Raw genomic sequence first — 15,087 nt, 5'->3', positions numbered from 1 at the left:
AAAGGCGGAAAGAAAGGCATAGGGAAACAGCGGAAAGAAAGAAGGGACGCCGAAGCGTCCCTTGCAGATCATGCAGTTCCGTAGATCGAGCGACGAGGGAGCGCGGATCAGGTGAGCGCAGGCTCCGCCTGGGGTACGTCGAGGTCGATGCTGTCAAGCAGCGAGTCTCCGTGCTGTGCGGCGGCCGCGTTCAGAGCGTCGTTTTCGGACTGGATTCGTCCGAGCTCGGACTCGAGGTCCTGGACGCGCTGCTGAAGCCGTCGCATCTCGGCGAGGAGTCGCGGGTCGGAACCGCCGACGTAACCGAGAAGCGCCTTTGCCATGATGGATGGTCCTCCACACTGAGTGACCGACCGAAGCGGTGTGGGTCGTGAGGGAATCGCACCCGCGGATGTCCGGCAGCGACTGTCAGTCACTGCATCGATCTTTGGCTGACACTGTGTACTGCCAGCACTGCCAAACAGCTCAGGTGCGCGGGGCTTCCAGCGTCTCACCAAAAAGTTTGACGGTCAACACGATCACGCCCCGTATCGGCGGGCATCCCGGCCCCCGCAAGGGGCGTGGAGATCATCCTCGTCTCCGAGCCTTCCACGGATCCACGGCGTCGGCAACGCGTCGGCGATGAATGCGCAGTTCCGACCGCATGCGGACCATCCGGCGATGTGTTCAGTACATGATCAGTCGATCGCTCACCGGATCGCGAACCCGTCGTAGACACCGCGCGGTGTGCCCCAGATCTCTGTCACCCCGTCCACGCTCCCGGGCGTGTCGGCGCCGTGCAGCCACTCCAGGAGCCGGTGGCAATTCTCACGTTGACCTTCGGCCACCACCTGTACTCGCCCGTCGTCCAGGTTGAGCGCGAAGCCGGTCAGTCCGCCGATCTCCATGGCGTTGGCCCTGGTGAACCAGCGGAAGCCCACTCCCTGTACACGGCCGCGCACCCAGGCGGTCATCCGCACATCTTCATTCATGCCTGAACGCTAACCGGGCAAACAAATCCGGGTCACCTCACCCCCTGTCGCCATGGCGTACAGTCGCGCAGCAATGAGCTCACCCATTTGGGTGAGTAAAGGTTGATCTTGAACCGCTGATCCCGCAGTGATCTCAAACCCCAGGAAGGTGAGCCGCGATGGGACGCCACCGACTCCACGCCGCGCCGCGCCCCGGCGGCAAGCGCCGCGCCGCCCTGCGAGGCGGTCTGCTCGGCGTATCCGTGGCCGTCGCCCTCGGCACGGCTGCCGTCACCACGGGCTTCGTCCCGGTCGGCTCCTCCTTCCCCTACGTAGGGGTCACGGCCGCGGACGCCGAGGCGAAGACCGCGAACGCCAAGGCCCAGCCCTCTGCGAGTCCCAAGAGCGCGCTGGAGCAGCAGGGCGGCCTCGCGAACCTCTCCGGGCGGGCTTCCGCGAGTGCGGGCACCCCTTCCTCCTCCCCCACCCCCTCCGCCTCACCGTCCCCGTCGGCCACCCCTTCCCCGTCTCCCTCCACGGAGCCGTCGAAGACCCCGAAGGCGAGCCCGACCCCGACCCCGGTGAAGCCGAAGCCTTCCGCGCCCAAGCCCTCCGCCCCCGCGGCCCCGGCGGCCCCGCCCACCTCGGCCGACCACTCCGCCGAGGAGACGGCCGTACTCACCCTGGTGAACCAGGAGCGCGCACAGGCCGGCTGCGGCCCGGTCCGGGCGAACCCGCCGCTGGCTGCGCTGGCCGGAGCCTTCAGCAAGGACATGGCCGTCCGGGGCTTCTTCGACCACACCGACCCCGACGGCAACACCCCGTGGGACCGGGCCACCAAGGCCGGCGTATCGGGGATGGGCGGCGAGAACATCGCCCGCGGCCAGGGCGACGCGGCTGCCGTGATGAAGGCCTGGATGAACAGCCCGGGCCACAAGGCCAACATCCTCAACTGCGAGTTCCGCACCCTGGGCGTCGGCGTGTACAACGCCGCCGGCGGCCCCTGGTGGACCCAGGACTTCGGCTTCTAGCAGCCAGAACCGGCAGAGCGCTGCCTTTTCGAAAGCGCACCCTGGATGGTTGGCGCTGCGCGGCAGTAGGCTGGAGCCATGCAGACTCCAGGGTGTGGCGAGGCCGGGGACGACGGCGCGCCCGAACAAGCGGCCGATGGCTTCGACGTGTTCGCTCGTGCGTGCCCTTCCCGAGAGACGCTGGAACACGTCACGGGTCGCTGGGGCAGCCTCACCGTCGGCGCCCTGTCCAGGGGGCCGTGCCGTTTCAACGAGCTGCGCCGCCGCGTGGACGGCATCAGCGAGAAGATGCTCTCCCAGACCCTGCACGCGCTGGAACGCGACGGCATCGTCAACCGGGAGGCCCAGCCGACCAACCCGCCCCGCGTCGACTACGAGCTGACCCCGTTCGGCGCGGAGGTCGCCCAGCGCGTGGACGCGCTCATCGGGCTGCTGGAGGGCAGCATGCCCGCGGTGCTCTCCTCCAGGGCCGCCTACGACACCGCGCGCGAAGGCCTCTGGCAGCGCGGGCAGAAGTAGCTCGACCGGTTCATCCAGGGCCGGCGCCGCATCGGGGTGCCGCAGCGCCGGCACGGCTCGTCCTCCCGCCCGTAGGCGTCGAGCGAACGGTCGAAGTATCCGGACTCGCCGTTGACGTTGACGTAGAGGCTGTCGAAGCTGGTGCCGCCGACGGCGAGGGCCTCGTTCATCACGTCACGGACATGGCCGAGGAGTTCCGTGCTCCGGGGGCGCGTGAGCGTGGCCGTGGGGCGCTCGTAGTGCAGCTTGGAGCGCCAGAGCGACTCGTCCGCGTAGATGTTGCCGACCCCGCTGATCAGCGACTGGTCGAGCAGCGCCCGCTTCACCGTGGTGCGCTTGGCACGCAGCGCCAAGTGGTAGGCCGTCTCGTCGAAGAGCGGGTCCAGGGGGTCCCGCGCGATGTGCGCGATGACGTCGGGCAGCCCGTCCTCGCTGCCGGGGACGCAGGGGTGCAGCGACAGTCCGCCGAAGGTCCGCTGGTCGACGAAGCGCAGCTCGGTCCCGGCGTCGTCCGCGAACCGCACCCGGATGCGCAGGTGCTTCTCGTCGGGGGCGCCCTCGGGCTGCACGAGGAGCTGCCCGCTCATCCCGAGGTGCCCGAGCACGGAGTGCTCACGCTCCTCCAGCGGCAGCCACAGGTACTTGCCGCGCCGCTGCGGCACCCGGAAGGTCTCTCCCGTGAGCCGCGCCGCGAAATCGGCGCCGCCCCCCGCGTGGCGCCGTACGGCGCGCGGATGCAGCACCTCGACGGCCGTGACGGTCCGCCCGGCAACCCACCGCTCCAGCCCGCGCCGCACCACTTCGACCTCGGGCAGCTCGGGCACGGTGTTCCTCCGGAGGGTTCGGATCGGGCTCTCTCCCGCGAGCGTACCGACTCGCCCCGCGGGCCCCGCCCCCCGCCCGTCCTTTCCCCGCACCCCGGGCTCCGCCCGGAAACGGGTCCGCCCCGCCGCCTGCCGGAGCAGGTGGCGGGGCGGGGAGTTCCCGGAAGAACGGGTCAGGCGTCCGGCGCCGGGTCGGCGGGGGTCGTCGCCCCGTCGGCCTCGGCCGGAGTCTCGGTCACGGAACCCGGCGCGGTACTGATACCGCGCCACGCGGACTCGGCCGCCTGCTGTTCCGCTTCCTTCTTGCTGCGTCCGACACCGGAACCGTAGGAGACACCACCGACGCGCGCGGCGGCGGTGAAGGTCTTCTCGTGGTCCGGGCCGGTCTCGGTGACCAGGTATTCGGGAACGCCCAGCCCCTCGGCCGCCGTGAGCTCCTGGAGACTGGTCTTCCAGTCCAGGCCGGCACCGAGGTTCGAGGACTTCTCGATGAGCGGGTCGAAGAGCCGGTGAACCAGCTCCGAGGCCGCGTCGAGGCCCTGGTCGAGGTAGACCGCGCCGATCACCGCTTCAAGGGTGTCGGCGAGGATGGAGGCCTTGTCCCGGCCACCCGTACCCTCTTCACCCCGGCCGAGCCGGATGAAGGAGCCGAGTTGGAGGCCGCGGCTGACCTCCGCCAGTGCACGCGAGTTGACTACCGCGGCCCGCAGTTTGGCCAGTTGGCCTTCCGGCAGATCGGGGTGGGTCGTGTACAGCGTGTCCGTGACCACCAGGCCCAGCACGGAGTCCCCGAGGAACTCCAGCCGTTCGTTGGTGGGCAGACCGCCGTTCTCGTACGCGTACGAGCGGTGGGTCAGCGCACGCACCAGAAGGGCGGACTCGAGTCGATACCCGAGCCGCCCTTCCAGAAGCACGTGGGACGAGGCCGCGTTGTTACTGACTGCCTGCTTCTCAGCGTTGGACAGCTCAGACATTGCGCCTCTCACCAGCCGCTCAGACCTCGAGGACCTGGCGCTTGTTGTAGGTGCCGCAGCTCGGGCACGCAATGTGCTGGAGCTTCGGCTCCTGGCAACGCTCACACGAAACCAGGGTGGGGACCGCAGCCTTCCACTGCGACCGGCGGTGGCGCGTGTTGCTGCGCGACATCTTCCGCTTCGGAACAGCCACGGCTACTTCTCCTGCTTCTCGGCGGCGCTCTGAACTCCGTCGGAGGCAGTGCCGCTCATATTGTCCTTCTCGACGCCCTGATCGGTGACGAGTCCCTGCAATGCCGCCCAACGGATGTCGACGGCGTCATGGTGGTGGTCCGGGTCGTCGTTCAGGCTGAGCCCGCAATCGGGGCACAGTCCGAGACAGTCCTCCCGGCACACCGGCTGCAGCGGCAGTGCGAGCACCACCACATCGCGCAGCACGGATTCGAGGTCGAACAAACCGTCCTCGAGAAAGAGCGTGTCCTCGTCGTCCTCGGCGTCGTCGGCCGGCTCCGCCTTGGAGCGGATCCGGTCGTCGGCGTCAGGGTACGAGAACATCTCCTGGAAGTCCGCCTTGAGCTCACACTCGACGGCCTCCAGACACCTTACGCATTCCCCGGTTGCCGAGCCACGGGCGGTGCCTGTGACAAGCACCCCTTCCATGACCGACTCCAGGCGGAGCTTGAGATTCAGCCGACTGCCTTCCGGCACTCCGATGACTCCGGCGAGACCGAGGTCCGCCGGCGCCGCGATCTCGCGGGACAGTCGCAGCATGGCACCAGGACGCCGACCCAGCTCGTGCGTGTCGAACACGAGGGGGTTGCGGTGGTCGAGGTGGGTGTTCAGGGCTGTTCCCGCTTTCACAAAATCACTGGAGACTGCTGAAGATCAAGATTTCCGCCACTCAAGGGCAGCATGGATCGCGGTGCATACGCGCGACCGAAGAGCCAGGATACCCGCCGCTTCGCTCTGAGCCCAATCCAGGTCCGGAGCGGACTCAGCGGCCCTGCTCGTACTGGCGCAGCTGATCCAGATTGATCATGCTCGTGTCGAAGAAGCTGGTCTCGTCGAGCGCGGCCTGCTGGTCGTGCGTGCCCTGCTGGGAGTGCTGGGCATCGTAGTGCGCGGCGTAAGCCGCTCCGGTGGAGCCGGTGCTTGCACCGGGGTACGGGTCGGGCTGCTGCTGCTCGTACGAGACCGCGTAGGGGTCGGGCTGCTGGACCTGCTGGTAGCCGCCGTACGGGTCCTGGTACGCGTAGGCGTCCTGCTGGACGGGCTGCTGGACCGGCTGCTGGTAGGCGTAGGCGTCGTACGCCGGCTCCGGCTGCGCCTGGGCCTGCGCGGGGATCAGCGGCGCCTGCGGCTCGGCCAGCCCCGCCAGGAAGTCCGCGTCGCTCGAGGAGCGCGACTGCTGGTGCCCCGCCGCGTCCTGGGCGGCCATGTGCGCGCCGAGGTCGTCGGTGGCCACGCGGCCGAGGAGCTTCTGGCGGCCCCGGCCGACGGCCTCCAGGGTCTTGGAGAGCACCGCTTCGAAGGTCGCCAGCTTGGTGTCCACGTACGCGTCCGCCTGCTGCCGCTGCGTCTCGGGGTCGTGGCTGCGCTCGGGCGCTTCGGCGTCGGGGTAGCCCTGCTCGTCGAGCCCGGCGCCCCGTCCCAGCAGCTTCTCGCGGCCCCGGTCCACCGAGCCGATGGTCTTGGTGAGCACGACCTCGAAGTTCGCGAGCTTGCTGTCGACGTAGTCGTCGGCCTCGGCCTTGACCTCGTCCGCCTCTCGGCGGGCATCCGCCAGGATCCGGTCCGCCTCGTCCTGGGAGCGCCGTGCGACCTCGGTGTCGGAGATCAGCGAACCGCGCTGGGCGTGCGCCGACTCGATGATCCGGTCGGCCTCGCGGCGGGCCTCCTCGACCATCTGCTCCCGGCCGCCGATGAGCTCCTGGGCCTGTGCGAGCGAGCCCGGCAGGGCGCCCCGCACCTCTTCGAGCAGGGCGAGCAGCTCGGCGCGGTTGATCACGCACGAGGCCGACATGGGCATGGACCGGGCGCTGCCGACGGCCGCGACGATCTCGTCGAGCTTCTTCTGCACGTCCATGGGTGCTCGCACTCTCTCGGCCCCGGGCGGTTCCCGAGACGGACGGGACGACTGTAAGGCCACCGGCCCGGGAGCCGACACCGGCTGACTCCCGGTCAGGGGGCGGCGGCGACCCGGGTCAGCGCCGGGGCAGGCGCTCCAGCAGCGCCGCGTGCACGTGTGCGGGCAGCAGGTGGGCCACGTCGCCGCCCCAGGCCGCCACTTCCTTGACCAGGGAGGAGGACAGGAAGCTATAGGTGGGGTTGGTCGGGACGAAGAGCGTCTCGACGCCCGACAGACCCATGTTCATCTGGGCCATCTGCAGCTCGTAGTCGAAGTCGCTGACGGCGCGCAGACCCTTGACGATGGCCGGGATCTCGCGCTGCTTGCAGTAGTCGACGAGGAGTCCGTGGAAGGACTCGACGACGATGTTCCCGTAGCCGGCGGTCGCCTCGCGGATCAGCTCGATCCGCTCCTCGACGGTGAAGAGCCCCTGCTTGGACTGGTTGATCATCACGGCGACGTGGACCACGTCGTAGAGCCGCGAGGCCCTGCCGATGATGTCGAGGTGTCCGTTGGTGATGGGGTCGAACGACCCCGGACAGACGGCGCGGCGCAACTGCATTCCCTCGTTCCCGGGTGCGGGTTTCATGCTTCTTCGCTGATGGAGGCGGCGCGACCGTACCAAAGGGTGCCCTCGCCGTACTTCCTGGAGCGCAGCGGCTCGAAGCCGTCCGGCCACGGGAAGGCCCCGCTGCGGGTCCTGCGCTCCACGGTGACGAGCGCGTCGTCGGTGAGCCAGCCATTGGACCGGAGTGTGAGGAGGATCTCGCAGAGGTCGGCGTGCTCGACCTCGTACGGCGGGTCCAGGAAGACCACGTCGTACGGGTCCCCGTGCGCGGCGCCGGCCGCGATCTGCTCGGCCCTGCCGGACCGGAATTCGGCGCCGGACAGGCCGACGGACTTGATGTTGTCCTTGATCGCCTTGGCGGCCTTGGCGTCGGGCTCGACCAGGAGCGCGTGATCCGCGCCGCGCGAGAGCGCCTCCAGGCCGACGGCGCCGGAACCGGCGTAGAGGTCGAGGACGCGGGCCCCCTCGACTCCGTGCAGCGACTCCCAGGTGGAGAAGAGACCCTCGCGCATCCGGTCCGAGGTGGGGCGGGTGCCGGTGCCGGGCGGTACGGCGAGGCGTCGCCCGCCGGCGCTTCCGGCGATCACGCGGGTCATCTGGGGTCCTTCGGTGAGCGGGGCGGGGGTGTGCGGACCTTCAACGATAGGTCGTGCCCGTCATCGTCACCGTCACCGTCCCCGTCACCCCTTCTCCAGGTACTGCTCCCGCTCGGTGTCCAGCAGGGCGTCCAGGGCGGTCCGCAGGCCCGGCAGCTCCGTGAGCTCGGGGTCCGCGGCGACCACGCGGGTGGCCTCCTCCCGGGCCTGGGTGATGACCTCCTCGTCCTCGATGACCGCGAGCATCCGCAGCGAGGAGCGCACGCCGGACTGGGCCTGGCCGAGCACGTCGCCCTCGCGGCGCTGCTCCAGGTCGATGCGGGAGAGCTCGAAGCCGTCCAGGGTGGCGGCGACGGCCGCGAGCCGGGCTCGGGCGGGGCTGGCCTCGTGCATCTCGCTGACCAGCAGGCAGAGGCCCGGGGCGGAACCGCGGCCGACTCGGCCGCGGAGCTGGTGGAGCTGGGAGACACCGAAGCGGTCCGCGTCCATGATCACCATGACGGTGGAGTTCGGGACGTTCACGCCGACCTCGATGACCGTGGTGGCGACCAGCACCTTGACCTCGCCCGCGGTGAAGCGGCGCATGACGTCGTCCTTGTCGGCGGGGTCCATCCGCCCGTGCAGCACCTCGACGGACAGTCCGGCGAGGGGCCCCCGGGTGAGCTGCTCGGCGATCTCCAGCACCGCGAGCGGAGGCCGCTTGTCGCCGTCCTCCTCGGCGGCCGCCTTCTTCTTGGCGGCGGCGCCCTTCGCCCCCTTGGCGCCCTTGCCGTTCTCGTCCTCGCCGTCGCCGATGCGCGGGCAGACCACGTACGCCTGGTGGCCGTTCTCCACTTCCTCGCGGACCCGCTCCCAGGCCCGGGCCAGGAAGTGCGGCTTGTCCTTGGCGGGCACCACGTGGGTGGCGATCGGGGAGCGGCCGGCGGGGAGCTGGTCCAGTACGGAGGTCTCCAGATCGCCGAAGACGGTCATGGCGACCGTGCGCGGGATCGGGGTGGCGGTCATGACGAGCAGGTGCGGGGGCTGCTTGCCCTTGGAGCGCAGGGCGTCGCGCTGCTCCACGCCGAAGCGGTGCTGTTCGTCGACGACGACCAGGCCGAGGTCGTGGAACTGCACCTTGTCCTCGATCAGCGCGTGTGTGCCGATCACGAGCCCGGCCTCGCCGGTGATCAGGTCGAGCAGTGCCTGGCGGCGGGCGGGCATCCCCATCGAGCCGGTGAGCAGCACCACTTTGGTGCCCCGGTCGGAGCCGCCGAGCATGCCTCCCTCGGCGAGCTCGCCCATCATCTCGGTGATGGACCGGTGGTGCTGCTGCGCGAGCACCTCGGTGGGGGCGAGCATGGCGGCCTGCCCGCCGGAGTCGACGACGGCGAGCATGGCCCGCAGCGCCACCATCGTCTTGCCCGAGCCGACTTCGCCCTGGAGGAGGCGGTGCATGGGGTGGTCGGTGGCGAGGTCGTCGAAGATCTCCTTCGAGACGGTCTGCTGGCCTTCGGTGAGGGTGAAGGGGAGCTTGGCGTCGAAGGATTCGAGGAGTCCGCCGGGGGTGGGGCGGCGGGGTACGGCCGGGAGCTGGGAGTCGGCGTGCCGGCGGCGGGCCAGGGCGACCTGGAGGACGAAGGCCTCGTCCCACTTGAGGCGGCCGCGGGCGTCCTCGACGTCGGCCTTGGTGACCGGGCGGTGGATCTTCAGGAGGGCCTCGGTGAGCGGGACCAGGCCGCGGTCCTCGCGCAGGGCGGGCGGCAGCGGGTCCACGACCTCCTGGGCCCTGGGGAGCACCGCGTCCACGCACTTGGCGATCTTCCAGGACTCCAGCTTGGCGCAGGCCGGGTAGATCGGGATGAGCCGGCTCGCGAAGGCGGCGGCCGCGTCCCGGTCGGAGGCGTCCTCGCCGAGGGGCTCGTAGGCGGGGTGGGCGAGCTGGAGCTTGTGGTTGAACATCCCGACCTTGCCCGCGAACATCGCGCGGCTGCCGGGCAGCAGTTCCTTGTGCGGTTTGTGGACGCCCGAACCGAAGAAGACGAGCTGGAGCCGTCCGCTGCCGTCGGTGATGGTGACTTCGAGGCGCTTTCCCCCGCCCCGGCTGCCCTGGTACGTCAGCAGGCGCGCGTCGGCGACCTGCGCGACCACCGTGACGTGTTCGTCGATCTGGTCGGCGAGTTCGGCCAGCGAGGTCAGCTCGCCGCGCTCCGCGTACCGCCGGGGGTAGTGGTGGAGCAGGTCCAGGGCCGTGTGCAGGCCGAGCTGCTCGGCCAGCACCTTCGCGGTGGCGGGGCCGAGGGTCTTCTTGAGGTCTTCGTCGAGCGCGGGCACGTGTTCCATTGCACACCATCACGCTGACAACCCGGCTATTCCACCCCGATGAGCAGCGGTGCGGACCCGCGCCCGCCCTGGTAGGTGACGGTGTCGACGGCGAGGTGGCCGTGCTGGACGTACGCCTCCAGGCGCTCGGCCAGTTCGTCCGGGACCTCGGGGCCCAGGACCAGGGTGACGAGTTCGCCGCCGGAGCCGAGCATGCGGGCCAGGACGGCCTCGGCGGTCTCGGCCAGGCCCGTGCCGATGACGGCCACGTCGCCGTCGATGAGCCCGAGCACGTCGCCCGCCTGGCAGATGCCGGCCGAGGTGAAGGACTGCCGTTCGGCGACGGCGAGTTCGCCGTGGCGGGTGGCTCCGGCGGCCGCCGTCATGGCGACCACGTCCTCGTCGAAGCTTCCGTCCGGGTCGTGCACGGCGAGCGCGGCCAGGCCCTGGACCTCGGAGCGGGTGGGGATCACGGCGACCCGTACGCCCTCGGCGCGCGCCTGCTGGGCGGCGGCTGCCGCGACCGCCCGCAGTTCGGCGCCGTTCGGGAGCAGGACGACCTCGCGGGCGTGCGCCTCGCGGATGGCGTCGGCCAGTTCGGCGACGGCCGGCGGCTCTCCGGGCCGGACGAGCACGGTGGTGGCGCCCGCGTCCGAGCACAGTCCGGCCAGCCCCTCGCCCTGGACCACGGCGACGACCGCGCGCTGGGAGCGCTCACCGCGGGCCCGGCGGCGTTCGTCGCCGAAGTGCGTGATGCGGATCCGGTACGGCCGCCCGGCGACCACCGCGGCCTCCACGGCCGCGCCGGGGTCGTCGACGTGGACGTGGACGTTCCACAGCCCGTCGCCGCCGACCACCACGAGGGAGTCGCCGAGGGAGTCGAGCCGGGTGCGCAGCCGGTCGACCTCCGTCTCGGCGGCCTCCAGCAGGTAGATCACCTCGTAGGCGGGTCCGCCGTGCTCCTCGGCGCAGGGCTCGTGCGGCCCCGGTACGGGCACGGCCCGGCCGCGCACCGGTTCGGGGGCCGGCTCCCGCCCGGACAGCGCCTGCCACAGGGCCCCGAGTACGGCCACCAGCCCGCAGCCCCCGGCGTCGACCACTCCGGCCCGGCCCAGTACGGCCAGTTGCCCCGGGGTTTCCGCGAGGGCCGCGCGGGCTCCGTCGTAGGCGGCCCCGGCCACGTCGGCGGCGGTCTGGGCGCCCTTGGCCGCGGCCTCTGCGGCCCGGGCGGCGGCGGTGGCGACGGTGAGCATGGTGCCCTCCACCGGGTGCGCGACGGCCCGGTACGCCTCCTCGGCGGCCCGGGTCAGGGCCTGCGCGAGCAGCCGTGCGGGATCACGTTCGGTGGGATCACGGTCGGCGGGCTCGTCGCCGAGCACGTCGGCCACCCCGCGCAGGAGCTGCGCGAGGATCGTCCCGGAGTTGCCCCGGGCGCCTATCAGGGCGCCGTGCGCGAAGGCCCGTACGGCGTCGGGGAGGGAGGCGGCGGGTGTGCCGTCCGTCACGGCGGCCAGGAGGTCCGCGAGCTCGCGGTCGGCCGACTCGGCGGTCAGGTAGAGGTTGGTGCCGGTGTCCGCGTCGGCGACGGGATAGACGTTGATCGCGTCGATGTCCTCGCGGGCCCGGCCCAGTGCGGCCAGGGCCAGCGAGCTCCAGGTGCGTACCGCTTCGGCGTTCAGGGGGTACGGCTGAGGCTGGTGCGCCACCGGGCGTTCCTCCTTGTGCGGGCCAGGGTTCACCGCAGGGTAACGAAGGACTGCCGGGCGGGCGGGACCCCGGGGCGGGGGCGGCCGTGGACATGGTAGTTTTCTTGGACCGAGGCAGTCGTTGTATGCTGCTCCGGTTGCCCGATGAGAGTCGGGCCATTCCCCCCGGCAAACCACTTCAGATCCCTGATACCGGTGCGCCGGGATTCACTGTAAGTGCATCTGAAGTCTTTGGAGTGACCTGTGGCTGCCAACTGCGACGTTTGCGCCAAGGGGCCGAGCTTCGGCAACAGCATTTCCCACTCGCACCGCCGCACCTCGCGTCGCTGGAACCCGAACATCCAGCGTGTCCGTGCCGTGGTCAATGGGACGCCGAAGCGCCTCAACGCCTGCACCTCGTGCATCAAGGCCGGCAAGGTCTCGCGCTGACGCCTTCCGTCGTAGCGCAGCCCTTTCCGGTTGCTGAGAAGGCCGGTCCACCTGGTGGACCGGCCTCTTGCTTTCCTGATCGAACAAGATCAAACCTGTAGGGCCTGCTCCATCCCGTGAATCCACGGGGCGGAGCAGGCCCTACAGGCGTTTCGGGACGTGTTCCGGCACGGGGCCGGTTCAGCGCCACCGCCACGCGTGGTCCACCGGTCCGATGCCCGTGCCCAGTGCGAACCCGGCGGCGATGGCGCCGGTGACGTACTCCTTGGCCTCGGTGACGGCCTCCGGGACGGTCCGGCCCTTGGCCAGGCCCGCGGCGATCGCGCTGGCGAGGGTGCAGCCGGTGCCGTGGGAGTGCCGGTTGTCGTGGCGGGGGGCCCGCAGCCAGCGTTCGTCGGAGCCGTCCGTCAGGAGGTCCACGGCCTCGTCCCCGTGGGCGGCTAGGTGGCCGCCCTTGATCAGCGCCCACGCGGGCCCGTACGCGAGGACCGCGTCGGCGGCCCGGCGCATGTCGTCCTCGGTCTCCACGACGACTCCGGTGAGCTGGGTCACCTCGTCCAGGTTCGGCGTGGCCACGGTGGCCCGGGGCAGCAGCTCTCCCCGTACGGCGTCCAGCGCGGTGGCGGCGAGGAGCGCGTCCCCGTGCTTGGAGACTCCGACCGGGTCCACGACGGCCGGGGCGGCGGTCGAGGCAAGCAGCTCGGCCACGGTCTCCACGAGTGCGGCGGAGGACAGCATCCCCGTCTTCACGGCCTGGACGCCGATATCGTCCACCACGGCCCTGTACTGGCCCCTGACGGCCTCCGCGGGCAGCTCCCAGACGCCTTTGACGCCCAGCGAGTTCTGCGCGGTCACAGCGGTCACCACGCTCATGCCGTGGACCCCGAGCGCCAGCATCGTCTTGAGGTCGGCCTGGATGCCCGCGCCGCCGCCGGAGTCGGATCCGGCGACGGTCAGGCACAGCGCCGGGTGCGGGCGCGCCGTGGGGGATCCGCTCATCGCGGGGTGTCCTCGGCGGCCGTGTCGCCGCCGAAGTGGTCCCAGCCTCCGGTGGAGGCCCAGGGGGCTCCGTCGACGGTCACCTGGGGCAGCGCGGAGCGGTTCTGGACCTCGCCGATGACCTTCCAGCGGGCCGGGAGCTTCACGTCCGGCGGGAAGGTGGCGACGATCGCGTGGTCCTCTCCCCCGGTGAGGACCCACTGGAGCGGGTCCACGCCGACGGCCTGCCCGATGTCGTGCATCTGCGTCGGGATGTCGACGGCCGCCGAGCGCAGGTCGATCCGTACCTTGCTGGCCTCGGCGATGTGCCCGAGGTCCGCGATCAGGCCGTCGCTGACGTCGGTCATGGCGGTGGCTCCGAGCCCGGCGGCCGCGGGGCCCGCGTGGTACGGCGGCTCGGGCCTGCGGTGGGCCTCCACGAAGGCCCGCGGCGAGCGGAAGCCGCGCGACAGGACCGCGAAGCCGGCCGCGGACCAGCCGAGCCAGCCGGTCACGGCCACGACGTCGCCGGGCTGGGCGCCGGAGCGCAGCACGGGTTCGTGGTTGCGCAGGTCGCCCAGCGCGGTGATGGCCACGGTGATGATCTCGCCGCGGACCACGTCGCCGCCGACCACGGCCGCGCCGGCGACCTGGCATTCGTCGCGGATGCCGTCCATCAGCTCGGTGGGCCAGGTGGCCGGCAGCTCGGCCGGAACGACGAGGCCGAGCAGCAGGGCCGTCGGCACCGCGCCCATGGCGGCGATGTCGGCGAGGTTCTGCGCGGCGGCCTTGCGTCCGACGTCGTAGGCCGTGGACCAGTCGCGCCGGAAGTGCCTGCCCTCCAGCAGGATGTCCGTGCTCGCCACGACCCGCCGGTCGGGGGCCGACACCACCGCGGCGTCGTCGCCCGGGCCGACCCGGACCGCCGGGGTGGTGGTGAGCCGTGAGGTGAGCTCCCGAATGAGCCCGAACTCCCCCAGCTCGCCCACAGTGCCCTTCATCGCTGTGCCCCTTCTTGCCCAGTCCGCTTGCGGTCGCGAGCCGTCACAGCTCTGGGTACCGTCAACAGATACGTCAACTTCTGCTCTCCGTACGCCCCGCCCTGCGCGCGGCCGGACCCGCGGGTCTCCCCGCGGCGCTCGGCGACGCGGTACCGTGGCGTCCCTTCACCGGGCCCACCCGTCATCCCCGGGCCCACCCGAAGGGTAGGGGAAATGATCCTCGTGGCCGCCCTGGAGGTTCCGTGGTACAGGCGTACATCCTCATCCAGACCGAGGTGGGCAAGGCGTCGTTCGTCGCCGAGTCCATCGCGCAGATCGCGGGGGTGATCCAGGCCGAGGACGTGACCGGCCCGTACGACGTGATCGTGCGCGCCCAGGCCGACACCGTGGACGAGCTCGGCCGCATGGTCGTGGCCAAGGTCCAGCAGGTGGAGGGGATCACCCGCACCTTGACCTGCCCGGTCGTCCATCTGTAGCCCCCGTCTACTCTTGGCCGGTGATGTCACGACACCGCCGGCCCTTCTCTCTGCTCGCCGCACTGACCGCGCTGGCCGCCGCTTCGGCGGCCCTCGCGGGCTGTTCCCCGGGTGAGTCCGAGGCCCGGGTGGAACCGCCGTCCGCTCCCCCCGCCGATGTCGCGGGTCTCTGTGCGGCGCTGCACAAAGAGCTCCCCGGCACTGTGGCGGAACTGGGCCGGTCCAGGGCCGTGCCGAAGTCCGACCTGACCGCCGCGTGGGGCGGCTCGGCGATCGTACTGCGGTGCGGTGTCGGCAAGCCCGTGAAGATGCTGGATCCGAAGCAGGACGGCATCGAGGTGAACGGTGTCGGCTGGCTCATGGAGCGGCTGGACGACGGTGGGTTCCGGTTCACCACCGGGCTGCGGCTGGCGTACACGGAGGTCTTGGTCGACAAGGAGCATGCCACGGATGCGGGGATGCTGGTGGGCCTGTCCGCCGCGATCGCCAAGACCGTTCCGGTGGGCATCTCGTCTTCCTGACGTTCCCGGACCCTCCCGGACCGCTCGCGCGGACGAGGACCGCCCGCCGCCATCCTCGTGAGAGGGGCGGTGGGCGGTCCTCGTC

Annotated in this window: 18 protein-coding genes; 5 read left to right on the top strand and 13 right to left on the bottom strand. The window is 71.1% G+C overall.

The features are described 5' to 3' along the window. Positions 1 to 107 precede the first annotated feature (107 nt). Positions 108 to 323, bottom strand: a complete 216-nt coding sequence (locus ACFWBW_RS10655) for a hypothetical protein (protein ID WP_030227372.1) — start codon at positions 321 to 323, stop codon at positions 108 to 110. A gap of 366 nt (positions 324 to 689) precedes the next feature. Next, positions 690 to 971, bottom strand: coding sequence for an acylphosphatase (locus ACFWBW_RS10650; RefSeq protein ID WP_385370379.1), 282 nt, complete (start codon positions 969 to 971; stop codon positions 690 to 692). Positions 972 to 1,129: 158 nt separating this feature from the next. Between ACFWBW_RS10650 and ACFWBW_RS10645 the strand changes: the two genes are divergently transcribed. Further along, positions 1,130 to 1,981, top strand: a complete 852-nt coding sequence (locus ACFWBW_RS10645; RefSeq protein ID WP_385370378.1) for a CAP domain-containing protein — start codon at positions 1,130 to 1,132, stop codon at positions 1,979 to 1,981. A 78-nt stretch (positions 1,982 to 2,059) separates the two neighbouring features. Beyond that, complete coding sequence (locus ACFWBW_RS10640) at positions 2,060 to 2,500, top strand: winged helix-turn-helix transcriptional regulator (protein WP_385370376.1); 441 nt, start codon at positions 2,060 to 2,062, stop codon at positions 2,498 to 2,500. Here the strand turns inward: ACFWBW_RS10640 and mutM are convergent. From mutM to ACFWBW_RS10595, 9 genes are all read right to left on the bottom strand, one after another. Then, on the bottom strand, positions 2,455 to 3,324 hold the full coding sequence (mutM, locus tag ACFWBW_RS10635; RefSeq protein WP_385370374.1) for a bifunctional DNA-formamidopyrimidine glycosylase/DNA-(apurinic or apyrimidinic site) lyase: 870 nt from the start codon (positions 3,322 to 3,324) through the stop codon (positions 2,455 to 2,457). The genes ACFWBW_RS10640 and mutM overlap by 46 nt on opposite strands. Before the next feature lie 173 nt (positions 3,325 to 3,497). Next, the gene (gene rnc / locus ACFWBW_RS10630; protein WP_385370372.1) at positions 3,498 to 4,298 is read right to left on the bottom strand and encodes a ribonuclease III; all 801 of its coding nucleotides are present in this window, start codon (positions 4,296 to 4,298) and stop codon (positions 3,498 to 3,500) included. Positions 4,299 to 4,317: 19 nt separating this feature from the next. Next, positions 4,318 to 4,491: a 50S ribosomal protein L32 gene (gene rpmF, locus ACFWBW_RS10625; RefSeq protein ID WP_003965982.1), complete on the bottom strand. Its 174-nt coding sequence runs from the start codon at positions 4,489 to 4,491 to the stop codon at positions 4,318 to 4,320. A 2-nt stretch (positions 4,492 to 4,493) separates the two neighbouring features. Beyond that, the gene (locus ACFWBW_RS10620) at positions 4,494 to 5,159 is read right to left on the bottom strand and encodes a DUF177 domain-containing protein (RefSeq protein ID WP_266904102.1); all 666 of its coding nucleotides are present in this window, start codon (positions 5,157 to 5,159) and stop codon (positions 4,494 to 4,496) included. Positions 5,160 to 5,292: 133 nt separating this feature from the next. Continuing rightward, a complete protein-coding gene (locus tag ACFWBW_RS10615) occupies positions 5,293 to 6,384 on the bottom strand; it encodes a cell division initiation protein (RefSeq protein WP_385370370.1) in 1,092 nt (363 codons plus the stop codon). Between the two features lie 118 nt (positions 6,385 to 6,502). Then, positions 6,503 to 6,982: a pantetheine-phosphate adenylyltransferase gene (gene coaD, locus ACFWBW_RS10610; RefSeq protein ID WP_266912663.1), complete on the bottom strand. Its 480-nt coding sequence runs from the start codon at positions 6,980 to 6,982 to the stop codon at positions 6,503 to 6,505. 29 nt (positions 6,983 to 7,011) lie between these two features. After that, positions 7,012 to 7,590, bottom strand: coding sequence for a 16S rRNA (guanine(966)-N(2))-methyltransferase RsmD (rsmD, locus tag ACFWBW_RS10605; RefSeq protein WP_385370368.1), 579 nt, complete (start codon positions 7,588 to 7,590; stop codon positions 7,012 to 7,014). A gap of 84 nt (positions 7,591 to 7,674) precedes the next feature. Continuing rightward, on the bottom strand, positions 7,675 to 9,912 hold the full coding sequence (gene recG / locus ACFWBW_RS10600; RefSeq protein WP_385370366.1) for an ATP-dependent DNA helicase RecG: 2,238 nt from the start codon (positions 9,910 to 9,912) through the stop codon (positions 7,675 to 7,677). 26 nt (positions 9,913 to 9,938) lie between these two features. Beyond that, entirely contained in the window at positions 9,939 to 11,597 is a 1,659-nt protein-coding gene (locus tag ACFWBW_RS10595; RefSeq protein ID WP_385370364.1) for a DAK2 domain-containing protein, read from the bottom strand. Positions 11,598 to 11,840: 243 nt separating this feature from the next. Here ACFWBW_RS10595 and rpmB point away from each other — a divergent pair, with 243 nt between their 5' ends. Beyond that, the gene (gene rpmB / locus ACFWBW_RS10590) at positions 11,841 to 12,026 is read left to right on the top strand and encodes a 50S ribosomal protein L28 (RefSeq protein ID WP_073911113.1); all 186 of its coding nucleotides are present in this window, start codon (positions 11,841 to 11,843) and stop codon (positions 12,024 to 12,026) included. Between the two features lie 180 nt (positions 12,027 to 12,206). Here rpmB and thiD read toward each other — a convergent pair whose 3' ends face one another. Beyond that, positions 12,207 to 13,025 carry a bifunctional hydroxymethylpyrimidine kinase/phosphomethylpyrimidine kinase gene (gene thiD, locus ACFWBW_RS10585; RefSeq protein WP_385370362.1) on the bottom strand — a complete coding sequence of 273 codons (819 nt, stop codon included), beginning with the start codon at positions 13,023 to 13,025 and terminating at the stop codon, positions 12,207 to 12,209. Then, on the bottom strand, positions 13,022 to 14,005 hold the full coding sequence (locus ACFWBW_RS10580) for a thiamine-phosphate kinase (protein ID WP_385370361.1): 984 nt from the start codon (positions 14,003 to 14,005) through the stop codon (positions 13,022 to 13,024). Before ACFWBW_RS10580 ends, thiD begins: the two co-directional genes overlap by 4 nt. 242 nt (positions 14,006 to 14,247) lie before the next feature. On the opposite strand from ACFWBW_RS10580, the gene ACFWBW_RS10575 reads away from it, so the two are divergent. Both ACFWBW_RS10575 and ACFWBW_RS10570 read left to right on the top strand, forming a co-directional pair. Then, positions 14,248 to 14,481, top strand: coding sequence for an Lrp/AsnC ligand binding domain-containing protein (locus ACFWBW_RS10575; protein WP_214947835.1), 234 nt, complete (start codon positions 14,248 to 14,250; stop codon positions 14,479 to 14,481). Positions 14,482 to 14,504: 23 nt separating this feature from the next. Then, positions 14,505 to 15,002 (top strand): DUF3515 domain-containing protein, encoded by a 498-nt coding sequence (locus tag ACFWBW_RS10570; protein WP_385370539.1) that lies wholly within the window; start codon positions 14,505 to 14,507, stop codon positions 15,000 to 15,002. The last annotated feature ends 85 nt before the right edge of the window (positions 15,003 to 15,087 follow it).

The sequence above is a fragment of the Streptomyces sp. NPDC059957 genome, from assembly GCF_042730015.1.
Lineage (GTDB): Bacteria > Actinomycetota > Actinomycetes > Streptomycetales > Streptomycetaceae > Streptomyces.
This window is presented reverse-complemented; position numbering and strand designations above follow the sequence as displayed.